The organism is Aurantiacibacter xanthus (assembly GCF_003584015.1).
In the GTDB taxonomy this organism is placed as follows: Bacteria; Pseudomonadota; Alphaproteobacteria; order Sphingomonadales; family Sphingomonadaceae; genus Alteraurantiacibacter; species Alteraurantiacibacter xanthus.
The window spans coordinates 36,684-53,289 of record NZ_QXFM01000138.1 but is presented as its reverse complement, the minus strand read 5'-3'; the positions used below and the strand labels follow the sequence as shown (position 1 = coordinate 53,289).

23 protein-coding genes are annotated in these 16,606 nt (G+C 66.2%); 13 read left to right on the top strand and 10 right to left on the bottom strand.

Annotated elements, in window-relative coordinates:
* Nucleotides 1-5: 5 nt before the first annotated feature.
* The 9 genes from D2V17_RS17570 to D2V17_RS21610 all read right to left on the bottom strand — a co-directional run bounded on the left by D2V17_RS17570 (nt 6) and on the right by D2V17_RS21610 (nt 6,357).
* Nucleotides 6-719 carry a sigma-70 family RNA polymerase sigma factor gene (locus D2V17_RS17570; RefSeq protein WP_119594368.1) on the bottom strand — a complete coding sequence of 238 codons (714 nt, stop codon included), beginning with the start codon at nt 717-719 and terminating at the stop codon, nt 6-8.
* The gene (locus tag D2V17_RS17565; RefSeq protein WP_119594410.1) at nt 716-2,797 is read right to left on the bottom strand and encodes a flagellar biosynthesis protein FlhA; all 2,082 of its coding nucleotides are present in this window, start codon (nt 2,795-2,797) and stop codon (nt 716-718) included. Before D2V17_RS17565 ends, D2V17_RS17570 begins: the two co-directional genes overlap by 4 nt.
* Before the next feature lie 35 nt (nt 2,798-2,832).
* The gene (locus D2V17_RS17560) at nt 2,833-3,654 is read right to left on the bottom strand and encodes a transglycosylase SLT domain-containing protein (protein ID WP_119594366.1); all 822 of its coding nucleotides are present in this window, start codon (nt 3,652-3,654) and stop codon (nt 2,833-2,835) included.
* A gap of 118 nt (nt 3,655-3,772) precedes the next feature.
* Nucleotides 3,773-4,075 (bottom strand): hypothetical protein, encoded by a 303-nt coding sequence (locus D2V17_RS17555; RefSeq protein WP_245978782.1) that lies wholly within the window; start codon nt 4,073-4,075, stop codon nt 3,773-3,775.
* Complete coding sequence (flgM, locus tag D2V17_RS17550) at nt 4,075-4,380, bottom strand: flagellar biosynthesis anti-sigma factor FlgM (protein ID WP_119594364.1); 306 nt, start codon at nt 4,378-4,380, stop codon at nt 4,075-4,077. The genes D2V17_RS17555 and flgM overlap by 1 nt, the downstream gene beginning before the upstream one ends.
* Before the next feature lie 101 nt (nt 4,381-4,481).
* Nucleotides 4,482-4,997 (bottom strand): flagella basal body P-ring formation protein FlgA, encoded by a 516-nt coding sequence (locus tag D2V17_RS17545; protein ID WP_119594362.1) that lies wholly within the window; start codon nt 4,995-4,997, stop codon nt 4,482-4,484.
* Between the two features lie 66 nt (nt 4,998-5,063).
* On the bottom strand, nt 5,064-5,501 hold the full coding sequence (locus D2V17_RS17540) for a hypothetical protein (protein ID WP_119594360.1): 438 nt from the start codon (nt 5,499-5,501) through the stop codon (nt 5,064-5,066).
* Nucleotides 5,498-6,154: a MotA/TolQ/ExbB proton channel family protein gene (locus D2V17_RS17535; RefSeq protein ID WP_119594358.1), complete on the bottom strand. Its 657-nt coding sequence runs from the start codon at nt 6,152-6,154 to the stop codon at nt 5,498-5,500. Before D2V17_RS17535 ends, D2V17_RS17540 begins: the two co-directional genes overlap by 4 nt.
* Nucleotides 6,155-6,219: 65 nt before the next feature.
* The gene (locus D2V17_RS21610) at nt 6,220-6,357 is read right to left on the bottom strand and encodes a hypothetical protein (protein ID WP_220474153.1); all 138 of its coding nucleotides are present in this window, start codon (nt 6,355-6,357) and stop codon (nt 6,220-6,222) included.
* 15 nt (nt 6,358-6,372) lie between these two features.
* Here D2V17_RS21610 and flgB point away from each other — a divergent pair, with 15 nt between their 5' ends.
* Genes flgB through D2V17_RS17470 form a run of 13 tightly spaced genes read left to right on the top strand, consistent with a single transcriptional unit; the run spans nt 6,373 to nt 15,980 of the window.
* A complete protein-coding gene (gene flgB, locus D2V17_RS17530; protein ID WP_119594356.1) occupies nt 6,373-6,720 on the top strand; it encodes a flagellar basal body rod protein FlgB in 348 nt (115 codons plus the stop codon).
* Nucleotides 6,721-6,722: 2 nt separating this feature from the next.
* Entirely contained in the window at nt 6,723-7,124 is a 402-nt protein-coding gene (gene flgC / locus D2V17_RS17525) for a flagellar basal body rod protein FlgC (protein WP_119594354.1), read from the top strand.
* Entirely contained in the window at nt 7,121-7,453 is a 333-nt protein-coding gene (locus D2V17_RS17520) for a flagellar hook assembly protein FlgD (protein ID WP_119594352.1), read from the top strand. The genes flgC and D2V17_RS17520 overlap by 4 nt, the downstream gene beginning before the upstream one ends.
* A 31-nt stretch (nt 7,454-7,484) precedes the next feature.
* On the top strand, nt 7,485-8,297 hold the full coding sequence (locus D2V17_RS17515) for a flagellar hook-basal body complex protein (protein WP_119594350.1): 813 nt from the start codon (nt 7,485-7,487) through the stop codon (nt 8,295-8,297).
* Nucleotides 8,298-8,306: 9 nt separating this feature from the next.
* Entirely contained in the window at nt 8,307-9,053 is a 747-nt protein-coding gene (locus D2V17_RS17510; protein WP_119594348.1) for a flagellar basal body rod protein FlgF, read from the top strand.
* Between the two features lie 38 nt (nt 9,054-9,091).
* A complete protein-coding gene (gene flgG / locus D2V17_RS17505; RefSeq protein WP_119594346.1) occupies nt 9,092-9,880 on the top strand; it encodes a flagellar basal-body rod protein FlgG in 789 nt (262 codons plus the stop codon).
* A gap of 8 nt (nt 9,881-9,888) precedes the next feature.
* On the top strand, nt 9,889-10,548 hold the full coding sequence (locus D2V17_RS17500; protein WP_119594344.1) for a flagellar basal body L-ring protein FlgH: 660 nt from the start codon (nt 9,889-9,891) through the stop codon (nt 10,546-10,548).
* A complete protein-coding gene (locus D2V17_RS17495; RefSeq protein ID WP_119594343.1) occupies nt 10,548-11,648 on the top strand; it encodes a flagellar basal body P-ring protein FlgI in 1,101 nt (366 codons plus the stop codon). Before D2V17_RS17500 ends, D2V17_RS17495 begins: the two co-directional genes overlap by 1 nt.
* Nucleotides 11,648-11,992 carry a rod-binding protein gene (locus tag D2V17_RS17490; protein WP_119594341.1) on the top strand — a complete coding sequence of 115 codons (345 nt, stop codon included), beginning with the start codon at nt 11,648-11,650 and terminating at the stop codon, nt 11,990-11,992. The genes D2V17_RS17495 and D2V17_RS17490 overlap by 1 nt, the downstream gene beginning before the upstream one ends.
* A gap of 3 nt (nt 11,993-11,995) precedes the next feature.
* On the top strand, nt 11,996-13,333 hold the full coding sequence (flgK, locus tag D2V17_RS17485) for a flagellar hook-associated protein FlgK (RefSeq protein ID WP_119594339.1): 1,338 nt from the start codon (nt 11,996-11,998) through the stop codon (nt 13,331-13,333).
* Nucleotides 13,333-14,244, top strand: a complete 912-nt coding sequence (flgL, locus tag D2V17_RS17480; protein ID WP_119594337.1) for a flagellar hook-associated protein FlgL — start codon at nt 13,333-13,335, stop codon at nt 14,242-14,244. The genes flgK and flgL overlap by 1 nt, the downstream gene beginning before the upstream one ends.
* 34 nt (nt 14,245-14,278) lie before the next feature.
* The gene (gene motA, locus D2V17_RS17475) at nt 14,279-15,142 is read left to right on the top strand and encodes a flagellar motor stator protein MotA (RefSeq protein ID WP_119594335.1); all 864 of its coding nucleotides are present in this window, start codon (nt 14,279-14,281) and stop codon (nt 15,140-15,142) included.
* A 1-nt stretch (nt 15,143) separates the two neighbouring features.
* Nucleotides 15,144-15,980, top strand: a complete 837-nt coding sequence (locus D2V17_RS17470; RefSeq protein WP_119594333.1) for a flagellar motor protein MotB — start codon at nt 15,144-15,146, stop codon at nt 15,978-15,980.
* 539 nt (nt 15,981-16,519) lie between these two features.
* On the opposite strand, the gene D2V17_RS21840 is transcribed toward D2V17_RS17470, so the two are convergent.
* Nucleotides 16,520-16,606, bottom strand: an 87-nt coding sequence (locus D2V17_RS21840; RefSeq protein ID WP_281270604.1) for a flagellin, incomplete at its 5' end; no start/stop codon positions are given.

Genomic DNA, 16,606 nt, shown 5'->3' with positions numbered 1-16,606 from the left:
CTTGCTCAGCCTAGCGCGGTGCGCAGCGCTTTGAGGGCGGCTGCCTTCAACTGGTGTACGCGCGGCACCGAGACTTCGAGCACCTCGGCGATTTCCGACAGGTTCAGTTCCTCAAGAAAATAGAGCTGGATCACCAGCTGGTGCCGCTCCTGCAAGCTGGCGATGGCAGCGGCCAGCTCGGTGCCGCTTTCGGCCTCGATGAGGAGGTCTTCCGCGCCCATTTCCTCGCTGGCGAAAGCCGCGCTGTTCTCGTCATAGGCGCCCTCCATATCGACATGGCGCACAGGCGCGCTGCGGCTCTGCTTGTCCGAAAATTCGGCGGGCGTCAGGTGCATTACCGCGGCAACTTCCGCATCGGTGGGCGGGCGGCCATATTGCGCGGACAGCACCGAGCGCGCCTTTTCGATCCGCTTGCGATCCTTGCGCGCGCTGCGGGTGTCGTTCTGCATCTTGCGGATCGCGTCGATCATCGCCCCGCGCACGCGCAGCTTGGCATAGGCGGCAAGGCCATCGTCGGTGGGCCGATCATGCCGCCGCGCGCATTCGGTGAGAGCGATCAGCCCGATCTGCATCAGGTCGTCGGCATCCATCGAGGGACCGGCGGAAGCGGCAAGATGCCAGGCGAGTTTGCGCACCAGCGGCGTAAACTGCTTGATCAGCCGTGCATCGCCGCCGCCATAGGCGCTTTTCGGGTCAAACTGGCGTTGATCGTGGATCATGCGGCGAGAGCCTCCTGGCCGTAGTGTTCGAGTTCGGGCTGAGCCGGCTGCTGGACTTCACCGCCAATGACCGCGATCACGTCGATCGGCTGTTCGGGCGGCAATTCGGAAATCGAGAGCACCGCGCATTGCGGCGCGCGCAGCTTGAGCAACGCTGCCAGCGGACGGCGCGCGCGCGGCTGCACGATCAGCGCGGCAGGGCCGGAGCCGGGCGGACGCTGTGCCAGCACATCGGCGAGCTGCGCGCCGAGCGTGCGGGCAAGATCGGGGTCGATCACGGGTTGGCCGGTGCTCGGGTCGACCAGACCGCCGACCACCATGTCTTCCAGCTCGGCGGCGAGGGTGATGACCGGGAGCTTGTCGTTCGGGCCGCAGATCTGGCCGATCAGTTGCCCGCCGAGCTGGGTGCGTATCATGTCGACCAGCGTGTCGTGATCGGTCGTCACCTGCACGCACTGCGCCAGCGCATTGAGCACGGGCAGCGGGTGGGCCAGCGTAATCCCGTCATCGAGCAGCGAACGCAGCAGGCGGGTGAGCGCGCCAAGGCTCATCGGCTGCGGGGTGATCGCCTCGACCAGCGCGGCATTGCGCACCTTCACGTTGTCGAGCAGCTCGCGCAGCTCGTCGGGGCCGAGCAGCAGGTGCGCGCGGGCCATCAAAAGCTGGTTGATATGGGTGGCGATGACGTTCTCGGGTTCGACCACCAGATAGCCCTCGGCGACGGCCATCTCGCGCTGGCGGGCTTCGATCCACTTGGCCGGGCAGCCGAAGCTGGGGTCGAAGGTGTCGTCGCCGTCGATGAAGGCGTGGGGGCTGACGTCACCCGCGTCGATGGCCAGCAGCCGGTCGGGCCGCACCATCGCGCCGCCCAGACGCGTGCCGCCGAGCCTGACGCGGTATTCGCCGGGCTGGCATTCGAGGCTGTCGCGGATGCGGATCTGCGGGACGATGAAGCCGAAGGTCTCCGACAACTGGCGCCTGAGGCCGGTGAGGCGGGCCACCAGCGGCGCGCCCTTGCGCTCGTCGGCGAGGTGGACGAGGCCATAGCCAAGCTCCACGCTGACCAGTGCGTTCTCGGACACGTCCTCGATGGTGATCGCCGCCGGATCGGGCGCGGGCTCGACTGCGGCAGCGGCCTCGGCCACGGCGCGCTCGGCAGCGCTCCGGCGCAGCTTGTGCCAGAGGAAAAAGCTGATCGCGGCAAAGGGCAGGAAGATCGTCTGCGGCATGGCCGGGATCAGGCCGAGCAGCAGCAGGATCACGCCCACCGGCAGCCAGGTGCGGTGATCGGCGAACTGGCCGCCGATCTGGCCCGAAAGGTCGCGGGTGTCGGACACGCGGGTCACGATCATCGCCGCCGCAATCGAGAGCAGGAGCGAGGGAACAGAGGCCACCAGCGCATCGCCGACGGCAAGGGTGATATAGAGTTGCCCCGCTTCACCGGCGCTCAGGCCGTGGGTGACCATGCCGAGCACCAGGCCCGCAATCACGTTCACCGCGAGGATTAGCAGCGCGGCGATGGCATCGCCCTTCACGAACTTGCTGGCACCGTCCATCGAACCGTAGAAGTCGGCCTCGGTGGCGATTTCGCGGCGACGGGTCTTGGCTTCGGCGGCGGTGACGAGCCCGGCGGCAAGGTCGGCGTCGATCGCCATCTGCTTGCCGGGCAAAGCGTCGAGGGTGAAGCGCGCCGACACTTCCGACACGCGGCCCGCGCCCTTGGTCACCACCATCAGGTTGATGATCATCAGGATCATGAACACGAACAGGCCAACCACAAAGTCGCCGCCGACGAGGAAGGCGCCGAAGGCCTCGATCACCTTGCCGGCCGCATCGCCGCCTTCATGCCCGGCGATGAGCACCACGCGGGTCGAGGCGACGTTCAGTGCGAGGCGCAGCAGCGTGGCGAACAGCAGCACGGTGGGGAACGAGGAGAAGTCGAGCGGCTTGTTGACGTTCATCGCCGTCATCAGCACCGCCAGCGACAGCGCGATGTTGAGCACGAAGAACACGTCGAGCATCATCGCCGGGATCGGCAAGACCAGCAGGAAGATGACGATCAGGATCGCCAGCGGCATGGCCAGCGACGGGCTGAGGTAGGCTTTCAGGGCGTTCACAGGCCGAACCTCGCGATCTTGCTATAGGCCGAGGCGACATGCGCCGGGGCGGAAGAGGAATTGGGATTGGAGCCGAAGGTGCTGGTCAGCACCTGCGCCATGCTCGGGCGCGCAGCGGGCGTGGCCGAGGGCTGGGCGGAGGCGGTCTGGAACACCGCTTCGCCCCAGCCACCGGCGTGGGAGGGGAAGGGGCCATAGCCACCATCTGTGCTGCCAGCCTTTTCGAGCTTGGCGGAAAACAGGTCGCGCACCTCGGCCAGCGAGCGGGCACGGCCGTTGTCGTAGAAGATGGCGCGGTTGGCTCCGGCAGCGCGCGGGAACAGGCTTGCCGCCTCCCGGCCAGGATCTGCCGCATGGGCGGCAATGAACTCGCGCGCCCCGGCAGCGCCGAGGAAGTGGGCGAGATAAAGTTCGGTGTGGTCGGGGCTGCGCCCGAAGGTCTGTTCGAGATAGGCGGCGTTGTCGCCCGCCAGCTCGCCCGCCATCAGCGAGGCGGCCTCGGGATTATAGCGCAGTTCCATGATCGCGCTGGCCATCGCGGGATCGGTGATCCGCGCCCGTCCACGGCTGGAGGAAATGGCGTCGGCAGCCCAGCCGAGCCCGTGCTGCGCCCCGTGGCGGTCAAGCGTATTGAGCCAGGTCTGGTCGGTAAACTGATATAGCCCGGCGGCGGATGAGGTGCGCGCCTTGGCCGAAGGGTCAAGCGCGCTTTCCACCCGCGCCTGCGCCATCAGGTAATCGAAATCGACCGAGGTTCGTGTCGAGGCTTCGGCAATGGCTGCATGGACCCGCGCATTGTGCGGAGCCGGTGCAGCCATAGCGGCCTGCAAACCCGATCGCTGGATTGACGACACTTGGCTTATCTCCCCGTGGGTAACGGGGATGGTTAAGCAAGCCTCATGCCAATCTGCGAGTCGGGCCTCTGCGCAATCGCTCCTAGGCGACGGCCGGGGCGGCGTAGAGGAAGCTGTTGCCGGTAAGCGAGCCGAGACGCGACTGCACGTTGTCGGCAATCATGTTGCGCATCTTGCGGTTGACTTCGTTCATGCGGCGCACGGCATTGAGCAGGCCTTCGCACTCTTCGTCGAGCGGCTGGCCGGCAACGCTTTCCAGCTCGCTGCAAATGCGCTGCTTGCCGTCGGCACAGGTGATGATGCGTTCGAGATCGAGCCCGGCGAGGGCTGCGCGCTCGCTTTCGAGGATGGCGAGCATTTGCCGCAGGTTTTCTGCAAGGTGCATTACGAGTCCTTCTTGCCCTCGATGAGGATAAAGCGCGAGGCGATCATGGCGTCGGCCACGCTGGCGGGGACGAGCGGGTAGGTGCCGTCCTTCAGCGCGTTGCGAATTTGGGTTACGCGGTCGGTATCGACCGGCGGGTTCGATCCGGCGGACAGGCTCGCGGAGCGGGAAACCATTTCGGTTTCGGGCCGCGAGGCGGGCGCTGCGGCAGGGGTCGGAGCGGCAGGAGCGGACGAGACCGTCCGCTGCGCTTCGGCGCCAAGCGGGCGGCTCCTGGCAACAGAGTTGATCTCGATCGGCTTCATGACTGGTCCTTTACTAGGGGTCTACGTAGAGCAGAACGGTCATCTTTTACCGGCTTTAAGGCCCTTGCAAAAAAATTCTGCAAGGACCGTGAGATAGCTCCTTACCGTACGGCGATGCGGACCAGCCCGGCCTCGACCACGCGCGCTGTCACCACGCGGCCCTGACGGGTGCCGTCGTCGATCTTGACCCGGATCGCCTGGCCCACGCGGCCTTCTTCCAGCGCCTCGCCGCTGCGGCTGATGCGGAAGCCCGCGCCGCCCGCTTCCACGCGCAACAGGTCGCGCCGGGCAATGACCGGGGTCTCTTCAGCGAGCGGCACGCTGGCGGCGGTGCGCATGATCGGCACGAACACACGCCAGCTGCCGGGGCAGGTGACGCGCACGGCGGTTTCGCCGGCACCATACCAATCGAGCGCGAGCGGGGCCGCACAGGTGGCGAGCCGCATCTGCCGGTCGACCGGGGCCTGCGCGCCGCCCGACTGGCCGATCTCGGCTCCGGCGAACCGGGCCACGGCGCTGTCGATGGCGGCAAGGTCATGAAAACCGCTGGCGGCAACAGGTGCGGCCGCGAGGGCGGCAAGCGGCGCGGCGGCGGCGATCAGGGCAAGACGGCGCATGGCGGGCTCCTTCGAAGCGGAATGTCTCATGCGCGTTACTATGCAATATGCGGGCCAGTTTCCGTCTCAGGGTTGCGCGGGCGCAGGCGGATTGTCCTGCACGAGGCTCACCATGGTGCCGCTGCGCTCGCCCTCGGCAATGGTGATCCGCGCCCGGCTGCCGGCCGCACCGCTCTCGGCGCGCAGGGTGGCCGCACTGGCGAGCGCCTCGTCGAAGCCGCCCTTGGCATAGGTGATGACGATGGCCAGCCGCTGGCTTTCATCGGGCGTCTGTTCGGCCAACCACTCGGCGAGCGGCGGCGCGCCGGGGCCGGGGCTCCACATGGTGAGCGCGATATCGGCAGTCTCGCCCGTTGCGACCTCGTGCGTTTCGGCGGGATCGCGCGTTGCGGCGGCCACCGGCGCGGGGCTCTGGTCGAGCGCCGAGGCGGTGACGAGAAACAGGATCAGCGAAAGGTCCGCGATCACCGTCTGCCAGCGCGCTTTGGAGACACCTGCGATCATGCCACGCCTTTGTGAAGCACGGTCAGCGGCTCCTCATCGCGCAGCCTGGGCACGGCGATGTGGGCGTGCATTTCCAGCCATGTGAACACCTCTTCACGCGCATCGTCGTCGCTGCGCGAGCGCCGCTCGATCAGCCCGGCAAGCGGAATGAACACGAAGTTGCCGAGCGCCACCCCGGTCAGCGTGGTGCCGACTGCCATCCCGACGGCGCCGGTCAGCGAGGGGCCTGCCGCAGCCGAAGGGGCGAGTGTGGCCAGCGAGATCAGCGTGCCGGCAAGGCCCATCATCTGCGCGAGGTCGGCGGCGTGGTGGCACACTTTCTGCGCGGTGGCGGCCTGGGCGAAGCGGCGCGTGCGGCAGGCTTCGTGCTCGGCCATCAGCGCTTCGACCGAGCGTGCCCGGACCATCGCGTTGGTCGATCTGTCGAACTCGGGATCGCCGCTTGCCGTGGGCCGCGCGCGGACCAGCCCGTCCTTGCGCAGATCCCCGATCTCGCGGGCCAGCTCGGCGCGGGTCTGGACCGGGTCGAACGGCTTTTTCAGCAGCGCCGCACACTGCACAAGGCAGGTCCGGCTGTCGCGCAGACCCGACTGAAGCAGCGTTGCCAGCAGCGTCAGCCCGACGACGATGGCAATGGAAGTCGGGTCGGGCAAAATGCGGGCTCCTGAGGTGCGCGGGGGTGGTCCTGCATCCCAGAACGGCAGCCGGCAGCACATTTTCAGGGGGCGGCGAAGAATTGCCGGTTTGCGGCGAACGATTGCCGGATCGCCGTTGCCGCCCCGGCAGCACCACGGTTTTCTGCGCCAAACGGCAATTGGCACGGTGCTTGCGAGATCATCGGCGGATCGTAATCCACGACGGGAACACTAGCATGAGCGAACGTTTGTTCGGCATTCACGGGACGGCACTGCAACTGCGCTCGCAGCGCATGGAGCTGCTCGCCTCGAATATCGCCAACGCCGCTACGCCCGGCTACAAGGCACGGGACATCGACTTCCGCGCCGCGCTTGCCGCGAGTGAGAACGGACAGTCGATCGATCAGGCGCAGGCCGGGGCCATGCGCTATCGCCGCCCGGTCATCGCCAGCCTCGACGGCAACACGGTCGAGATGGGCGTCGAGCAGACGGCCTTCGCGGAAAACGCGGTCGGCTATGCCACCACGCTCGAACTGCTGCGCGGGCGGGTCGATACCGTCAAGCGCGCGCTCAGGGGCGAGTGACGATGGGTCCGGCCAACATCTTCGAACTCGCCCAGCGCGCGATGTCCGCCCAGACGGTGCGGATGAACGCGGCCGCCTCGAACATGGCCAACGCCGGCAGCGCCTCGGCCACCGAGGAAGGGGCCTATCGCCCGCTGCGTCCGGTCTTCGCCGAGGAGCTGGGCGCAGTCGAAAGCCTGCGCGGCGTTTCGGTGCAGGCGGTGCGCCGCGCCGAAGTCGCACCAACCCGCATGCACCAGCCGGGGCACCCGCTGGCCGATGAGAACGGCGATGTCTGGATCAGCCCGGTCGATGAAACCGAGGAGATGGTCGAGATGCTCGAAGCCAGTCGCCAGTACCGCAACATGGTGGAGGCGCTCTCCACCGCCAAGCAATTGATGCTCGAAACGATGAGGATGAAATGACCGCAACTTCCGTGACGGCGTCAAACAGCGCCAGCGCTACCAGCCAGAAGCAGTCTACCGCCGGGCGCGGTTATGGCGATCTGGGCCAGAGCGATTTCTTCCGCCTGCTGACGACCCAGTTGATGCAGCAGGATCCGACCAACCCGGTCGATAACACCGATATGCTGGCGCAGATGGCGCAATTCACCTCGCTGTCGAACAGCACCGAAATGAACGACACGCTCAAGCAGATCAGCAGCAAGCTCGACATGCTCAACGCCACGCAATCGGCGGCCGCAGCCGCCAGCGCTGCCCGCGATGCCGCCGCCGCCGCTGCCAGCGACGCCTGATCCACACAGATTTTAGACGGAGTACCTTCAGATGTCCTTCTACACCTCACTCAACGGCCTCAAGAACGCCCAGACCGACCTGGGCGTGATCAGCCACAATATCGCCAACGTCGAAACCTATGGCTTCAAAAGCTCGTCGACCCAGTTCAGCGACATCGTGGTCAACTCGGCCCAGAGCAATCCGAAGCTGACGCAGGGCCTCGGCGCCACGGTCACCGCGATCGAGCAGAACTTCAAACTCGGCCCGACCGAGCAAACCGGCGGCGCGCTGGAAATCGCCATCGGCGGCGACGGCTTCTTCACCAAGGTCGGCGGGGCCAGCGGCGAGACGATGTACACGCGCAATGGCAAGTTCCAGATGGACGCCAGCGGCAACATCCATGATGGCAGCGACAACCGCCTGCAGGTCTTCCCGACCGATGCAGCCGGCAACGTCACCTCGACCACGCCGGTATCGGCGCAGATTCCGCTGACCAACGGCAGCGGGTCGGAATTCGTCTCGGTTACCGTGAGTGAGAACGGCAATATCAATGCCGGCTATGCCGATGGCACGGTGGATGTGATCGGCAAGGTCGCGCTGGCAAGCTTCGCCTCGCCGACCGGTCTCAAGCAGACGGGGGCGTCGAACTGGCAGTCGAGCGGGCTGTCGGGCGCGGCCAAGATGGGCGAACCGGGCGTGGGCCTCTATGGCGGCCTGATGTCGGGCTCGCTTGAGCGTTCGAACGTCGACATCGCCGAGGAGCTGGTCGGCCTGATCACCGCCCAGCGCAACTTCCAGGCCAATGCCAAGGCGATCGATACCGCCACCCAGATCAGCCAGACCGTCATCAACCTGCGCACCTGAGGCTGACCGATGGACCGCCTGATCTACTCCGCGCTCTCGGGCATGCGCTCTTCGATGGAGAAGCAGCGCGTGCTCGCCAGCAACATGGCCAATGCCGAGACGGTCGGCTTTCGTGCCGAACTGATGGATGCGCGGGCGGTCACCGTCGAAAGCCGCGATGGCTCGCTGGAAACCCGCGCCATGCAGAGCAGCGCGGTGCGCGGGGCCGACATGAGCCAGGGCGAAATGACCCTCACCGGGCGCAACCTCGACATTGCGGTCGATGGCGATGCGCTGATCGCGGTGCAGGCCGAAGACGGCTCCGAAGCCTATACGCGGCGGGGCGACCTGACACTGTCGGGTACGGGCCTGCTGCTGAACGGCGATGGCCGCCCGGTGCTTGGCGAGCGGGGTCCGATCACGGTTCCTCCGGGCGGGGATATGGCCATCGCGCCGGACGGGACGGTGACCGTGACCAACCCCGCCACGCCCGAGGCTCCTCCGGCGGAAATCGGGCGGATCAAGCTGGTCAGTCCGGCCGGCAGCACAGTTACCAAGGGGCTCGACAACCTGTTCCGTGTGGAAGGCGGCGGCGTACTGCCGGCCGATCTCTCCGCAACCGTTAAAACCGGATACCTCGAACAATCCAACGTGAAGATGACGCAAGTGCTGGTCGAACTCGTCGATCAGCAGCGTCTCTTCGACATGCGCACCAAGCTGGTGGCGACCGCCAAGGAGCTCGATGAGAGCGGCGCGTCGCTGATGCGTCTGACCTGATCCGGCCAGACTGACTGACGACAAGGGGGATTTCACCAATGCCAGTTTCCGCTCTCCAGGTCGCCCGCACCGGGCTTGAGGCACAGGATGCGCGCATGCGCGTCATCGCCAACAACCTCGCCAACGTCGGCACCACCGGCTTCAAGCGCGACCGCGCCAACTTCGCCACGCTCGCCTATCAGGATGTGCGCGTGGGCGGGGCCCGCAGCTCGGGCGAGACCGCCTATGCGACCGGCCTCAATCTCGGCACCGGCGTTGCCATCCAGTCGACCAGCCAGATCATGACGCTGGGGCCGCTGAACGGCACCGGCAACGGGCTCGACTTCGCGCTCGACGGCGATGGCTACTTCGAAGTGCAACTGCCGGGCGGCGAACTGGGCTATACCCGCGCGGGCAACTTCACGCTCTCTTCGGAGGGGCAGATCGTCACCCAGCAGGGCTATGCGCTGCAACCGGCGATCCAGATCCCCGAAGGCGCGCAGGCGATCACCGTATCGCCCGATGGCATCGTTTCGGCCATGCTGCCGGGGCAGAATGAGGCGCAGGAACTGGGCACGATCCAGGTCGCGCAGTTCACCAATCCGGCGGGCCTGCGCGCGATCGGCGACAACTTCCTGACCCCGACCGCCGCTTCCGGCCCGGCCCAGCTCGGCGCGCCCGGCGAGAACGGGCGCGGCAATGTGCGGCAGGGCATGCTCGAAGGCTCCAACGTCAACGTGGTTGAAGAGCTGGTCGACATGATCGAGGCGCAGCGCGCCTACGAGATCAATTCCAAGATGGTCAGCGCGGTCGACGAGATGCTGCGCAACGCCAACCAGACGCTGTGAGGCGAAAGATGAAAAAGATTGCTATCCCCGTGCTTTGCTGCGCCTTTCTGGCCGCTGGCTGCACCACTTCGCGCCCGGCTGGCTATTCCGCCACGCTGGCTCCGCCGCCGCCGGTGGAGCAGATCGTCGCGCCTGCCAACGGGGCGATCTTCTCGACCTATGCCGGCTATGCGCCGCTGCACTATGGCCAGCGTGCCGCGCGCGTCGGCGATTTGGTTACCGTCGTGCTAACCGAACGCACCCGCTCCAGCAAAGGCACCTCGGCCAGTTCCGACCGTCAGGGCAGCATCGACCTGACTCCGCCTTCGGTCGGGCCGTTCTCGTTCGACCCCGGCAACCTTAATTCGGGCGCATCCGGGTCGTTCTCTGGTGGAGGCGATGCCAGCCAGACCAATTCGCTGAGTGGCACCATTACCGTCACCATTGCCGAGGTGATGCCCAATGGCGTGGCGCGCATTCGCGGGGAAAAGTTGATGAACTTCAGTCAGGGTGAGGAATGGGTCCAGCTTGCTGGTCTGATCCGTCTGGCCGATGTTGATGCCGACAACCGCATTTCGTCGAGCCGTGTCGCCGACGCACAGATCGCCTATTCGGGCAGCGGCCACTTCCAGCGCGCTTCGCGCCCCGGCTGGCTGAGCCAGTTCTTCACCATGGTGAGCCCGTTCTGATGGCCCGCCTGCTCGCACTTGTCGCCGCCGCCTTCGTGGCTCTCGGCCTTGCCGCTCCGGCGCAGGCAGAGCGCGTGCGCGATCTCGGCGCGTTCCAGTCGGTGCGCTCGAACCAGCTGACCGGCTACGGCATCGTCGTCGGCCTCGATGGCACGGGCGACGATGGCTTTGCCTACCTCACCCAGGCCATGCGCGGTGTGTCGGGCCGGTTCGGCCTGCAACTTCCGCCGGGAGTGAACCCCGCGCTGAAGAATGCGGCGGCGGTGATGATCACCGCCGATCTGCCCGCCTTCGCCAAGCCGGGCCAGCGCATCGACATCACCGTTTCGACCATCGGCAAGGCCAAGAGCCTGCGCGGCGGCGCGCTGATCATGACGCCGCTTTACGGTGCCGATGGCGAGATCTACGCCATGGCGCAGGGCAATCTCGCGGTGGGCGGGCTCGGTGTCTCGGGCGCGGACGGTTCGAGCCTGACCGTCAACGTGCCGACCGTGGGCCGCATTCCCGATGGCGCGAGTGTCGAACGCGCGGTGGCAAGCGGCTTCGATGCCGATCCGATCCTGCGCTTCAACCTGCATCAGGCCGATTTCCTCACCGCCTCACGGGTGCGCGATGCGATCAACAGGCGCTATCCCTCCATCGCTTCGGTGGAAGATGGCGTGACGCTCGCCTTGCGGCTGCCCGAAGGTGCCGACGCGCGCGCCTCGCTGATGGCCGACATCGAGATGATCCCGATTTCGCCCGCCGAAGCGGCGGCGCGGGTGGTGGTCAACTCGCGCACCGGAACGGTGGTGATTTCCTCGGCGGTGCGCCTGGCTCCGGCCGCGATCAGCCATGGCTCGCTGGTGGTGCGGGTGGAGGAAGATCCGATGGTGGTCCAGCCCGCGCCGTTCTCCAACGGCCGCACGGCGGTCGAGCCCGACAGCACGATCAGCGTGGAGCAGCCCGCCAACCACATCGCGATGTTCGATCCGGGTGCCTCGCTTGCCGAGGTGGTCGATGCGCTCAACGCGCTCGGTGCCACGCCGTCCGATCTGGTGGCGATCCTCGAAGCGCTCAAGCAGGCCGGTTCGCTCAAGGCCGAAATGGTGGTGATCTGATGGACCTCACGCCCGCAACCGACTTTGCGCTGCCCTCGCTGAGGGCGCAGTTCGCGCTCAATCCCTCGGGCCGGAAAGGCTCGGGGGACGATGCCGCGCAGCTGAAACAGGTCGCCGAGGGCTTCGAGGCCGTGTTCCTGCGCCAGATGCTCGCCTCGGCGGGCAAGGCGGACTTCGGCGGCGAAGACCTGTTCGGCTCGTCGGGCGAAGACACCTTCCGCGAAATGCGCGACGCGCGCTTTGCCGAGATCGCAGCCGCCACCGGCACCATCGGTCTGGCAACCCAGATCGAGGCGCAGCTGGCACGCCATCTCAAACCCGAAGCTACGGGCGGGGAGGGCTAAGCCATGGCTGCGGACATGCTCACGGTCGGGCTTTCGGGCACCAAGGTCGCACGCGGCGCACTTGAGATCACGGCCAACAACATCGCCAACGCCTCGACCGAGGGCTATGTCCGCCGCTCGGCGGTCGCTTCGGAAGTGTCGGCGGCAAGCATCTCGATGCGTCCGGGCGACATCTCGCTTTCGGGCGCGCGGATTTCGGCCATCCATCGCAATGCCGACATGTTCCGTCAGGCCGAGGTGCGCCGCACGTCCAGCGATTCCGCCCGCGCTGCCTCTGAACTCAACGGGCTGGAGAACATCGAAAGCGCGGTCGAAGGCGCGCGCGTATTCGACCTGCTGGTCGGCTTCGAAGCTTCGCTCAGCGAGCTGGCCGCCGATCCGACCGATCCCTCGCTTCGCGCCGCGGTGATGTCGGCTGCCAGCAACATGGCGGGCAGCTTCCGCATCGCGCACGACAGCCTCGATGCCGCGGCCAAGGGCCTGCAGTTCGAGGCCAATGGCGAGGTCGAGGAAGTCAACATCATGACCGGCGAGCTGGCGCGCATCAACCTGCGCATCGGCCGCACCGCCGAGGGCACCAGCGAACGGGCGACGCTGCTCGACCAGCGTGATGGCCTGCTCGAAAAGCTCTCGAAAAAGGTCGACGTGCAGACCACTTTCAACGCCATCGGCCAGGTCGAGGTGCGCGCGGGCGGTGCCTCGGGCGAACTGATCGTGCAGGGGGGCAGCACCTTTGCGCTTGGCGCTACCACCGCCGCTGACGGCACGATCAGCTTCGATGTCGGCGGCGCGGCGGTTACGCTGGGTGGCGGGTCACTCGCGGGCAAGGCGCTTGGCTTGCAGGCGATTGCCGACACCCGCTCCAGCCTCGATACGCTCGCCAGCGGCATCATGAACACGGTGAACACCGCGCAGGGCAATGGTGCCGCGCTGAACGGCGCGAGCGGACAGCCGCTGTTTTCCGGTACCGGCGCGAGCGACATGCGCCTCGCCTTCACCAACGGCGAGGGCCTTGCCACCGCACCTGCGGGTTCGCCTGCCGGCAGCACCAACGCGGGCAACCTCACGTCGCTGCGCTCGGCGATGGAAACCAACGGCCACGCGCAGTCTGTCAGCAACCTCGTCTTTTCGATCTCCGCGCAGGTCGCGGGCAAGAAGGTCACCAGCGAGGCGCTTGACGCAATCTCGTCATCGGCGCGCATTGCGCTCGATCAGCAGAGCGGGGTCGACCTCGATCAGGAAGCAGCCAATCTCATGCGCTTCCAGCAGGCGTTTCAGGCCTCGGGCCGCGTGATGCAGGTCGCCACCGAAATCTTCGATACCTTGCTGGGAATCCGCTGATGGTCACCGTAAGTACCTCCGCCTTCTACGAAAGATCCAACCAGCAGATCGGGTCGCTGCGCAAGCAGGCCGAAAACCTGCAGCAGCAGGTCGGCTCGCGCGAGCGGCTAAGCCGTTCGTCGGAAGATCCGCTCGCCGCCGCCAAGCTGCGCAGCCTCGCCCGGCGCGAGCGACTGAGCGAAATCGACCAGCGCAATTCGGACCGTGCCAAGACCAGCCTGAGCCTGGCGGACAGCTCGCTCAGCTCGGTCACCAGCTCGATCATCCGCGCCCGTGACCTTGCGCTGAAGGCGGCATCGACCACGCTCACCGATGATAACCGCAAGGCGATTGCCGCCGAAATCGAGGCGATTCGCGGCAACCTCATCGCCCTTGGCAATACGCCCGATGGCGAAGGCGTGAGCCTGTTCGGTGGCGCGGTTTCCGGGCCTGCCTATGTCGAGAGTGGCGGCGTTGTCTCCTATGTCGGCGGGGCCAATGCCCAGGTGACCGAACTGGGGGAAGGCCAGACGGTCGAGCGGTCGATCACCGGGCCGGATATCTTCTCGTTCAACGGACCCTCGGGTGCGACCGACATCTTCGCCGTGCTCGGGGCCTTTTCCGCCGCCCTCAATGCTGGCGGCACAGCCGCTGCCGCAGCAGCCGACGATGCGGTGGCAGCGCTCGACCCGGCGTTGCAAAAGGCGACCACCGCGCAGACCGTGATCGGCACGCGCATGGCCTGGGTCGAAACCATGGACGAGCGCCGCATCGCCTCGGACGAAATGATTGCGCAGGATCGCGAAACCGTGGGTGGGGCCGATTTCGCCACCACCTACACGCGGCTGCAGGAAATGATGACTGTGCTCGAAGCGAGCCAGGCCAGCTTTATCAAACTGAGCAGCCTGTCGCTGTTCGATCAGCTGCGCTGACACCACAAGTTCGGGGACAAAGGGGACCGACAACATGATTGCAGGTATCGGGATCGTTGTGCTGCTGGTCTGCGTGTTCGGCGGGTTTATTCTCGCCGGCGGCTCGATGGGGCCGGTGCTTCACGCCCTCCCGTTCGAGGGGCTGATGATCATGGGCGCCGCCATTGGCGCGCTCATCATCGGCAACTCGATGCACGAGGTGAAGGCCGTTGCCGGGTCTTTCTCCAAGGTATTCAAAGGCCCGCGCCACACCAAGCAGGACCACATCGACGCCATCGCGCTCACCACCAAGCTGATGAAGATGCTGAAGACCGAGGGTCCGGTGGCGCTGGAAAGCCATGTCAACGATCCGGCTAACAGCACGATCTTTGCCGAATATCCCGCGATCCTCGCCAACAAGCCGCTCACCGGCCTTATCTGCGATACGCTGACGCTGATCGTCGTCTCCTCGGGCACGCTCGATGTGAACGCGGTGGAAGACGTGATGGACAACGCCATGAAAAGCACGTTCCACGAAATGAACGAGCCGCAGCACAACCTCCAGAACACGGCCGACGCGCTGCCCGCGCTGGGGATCGTCGCGGCCGTGCTCGGCATCGTGAAGACCATGGGCGCGATCAACGAGCCGCCGGAAATTCTCGGCGAGATGATCGGTTCGGCGCTGGTCGGCACCTTCCTCGGCGTGTTCATCGCCTATGGTCTGGTGGGCCCGATGGCGAGCCGCCTGAAGCAGGTAATCGAGGCCGATCAGCAGATTTTCCAGGCAGTGAAGCAGGTGATTATCGCCAGCCTCAACGGACACCCGCAGCCGCTGGTGGTCGAAAGCGCGCGTTCGGGCCTCGGGCACGATTTCCGCCCCGGCCTCAGCGAACTGCTTGACGCTCTGAGGGGCAGGTAAGATGGCGCGCGGCAAGGCGGAGGAGCCGGTCCGCCCGATCATCGTCAAGAAGGTGACGGTAATCGAGAGCGGCCACCATGGCGGCGCGTGGAAGGTGGCCTATGCCGACTTCGTGACCGCGATGATGGCGTTTTTCCTGATGCTGTGGCTGCTCGGTGCAACCACCGAGGAACAGCGCAAGGGCATTGCCGACTATTTCACGCCAACTCTGGTGAACTACCGCGAGAAGTCTGCCGGGTCTGACGGACTGCTGGGCGGCGAATCGCTCACCTCGGTGGATAACTATCCCAACCGCGCCGGGCAGACCGGCACCAAATCGCTGACCATTCCGCGCGATGCTACGGGCGGCCCGAAGGAGGGCGGTTCGGCGACCAGGAACACCGCCAGCGCGATGCGCGCCCAGCTGGAGGAAAAGCTGGCCGAACAGCGTAACGCCCGCCGTCTGCTCAAGCAGGTGCGCATGGTCGACACGACCGAGGGCGTGCGGATCGATCTGGTCGACGATGCCGACTTCTCGATGTTCTCGCTCGGCACCACGGTGCTGAGCCCCGATGCACGGCTGCTGATCGATGCCTTGAGCGAGGTTCTCGCGGGCAGCGATGGTGAGCTGGTGGTGCGCGGACATACCGATTCGCTGACGTTCCGGTCCGACCGTCAGGTCAACAACTGGACGCTGTCGGCCGGTCGCGCCGAAGCAACCCGTCAGGCCTTGTTGCGTGAGGGCGTGGCCCAATCGCGCTTCCGCCGGATCGAGGGGGTGGCCGATCGCGAACCGCTGATCGCCAGCGACAAGACCGATCCGCGCAACCGGCGCATTTCGATCACGGTCGCCGACTAACCTTTACAGCCTTCTGACGCGCATCAACCGGGGCCGCGGCTTATCCATGCCGCGACCCCGGTTTTTGTTGTGCGCCGCTTGCTGCGCCTGACCAGCCTGAGCGCTGGAGAAGGTCTCAGCTGCGTCTGTACAAGGGGACAAGTGCAGGGGGACGGCGCGTGCTTGGCGATCTGGCTGGCGCATACTTGGCAGCGCGCAGCCTCAGGCGAGAGGCTGTGGAATGCCCTGTGCGTGCCTATGCCGCACTCTCACTTTCACGTTAGGACGCGTCGTTTCAGCAGGACACCGACGGATCGCATGCGCGCCGGGAAGGGGAGCTGCGGGGGATGGTTCGCAGGACGACGTCGACGACCGTTCCGGGGCCCTGTCGCGCCTAACATGGGCTGATGGGGGTGAAGACCCGTGTGGCGCTCGCAGGCATGGGTGTTGCCCGTCCGCGCAGCTGTCAGACAGAAAAAAGCCCCGGCATCCGTTGGGGGGATGCCGGGGCTATGCGATCACCGCCCTTGGCTAGCGGTGTCGATGTTCGGTGAAGAGACTTACTTCAGCAGCGAAAGCACGTTCTGCTGCGCCTGGTTGGCCTGCGCCAGCATCGCGGTCGAGGCCTGGCTCAGGATCTGGGCCTT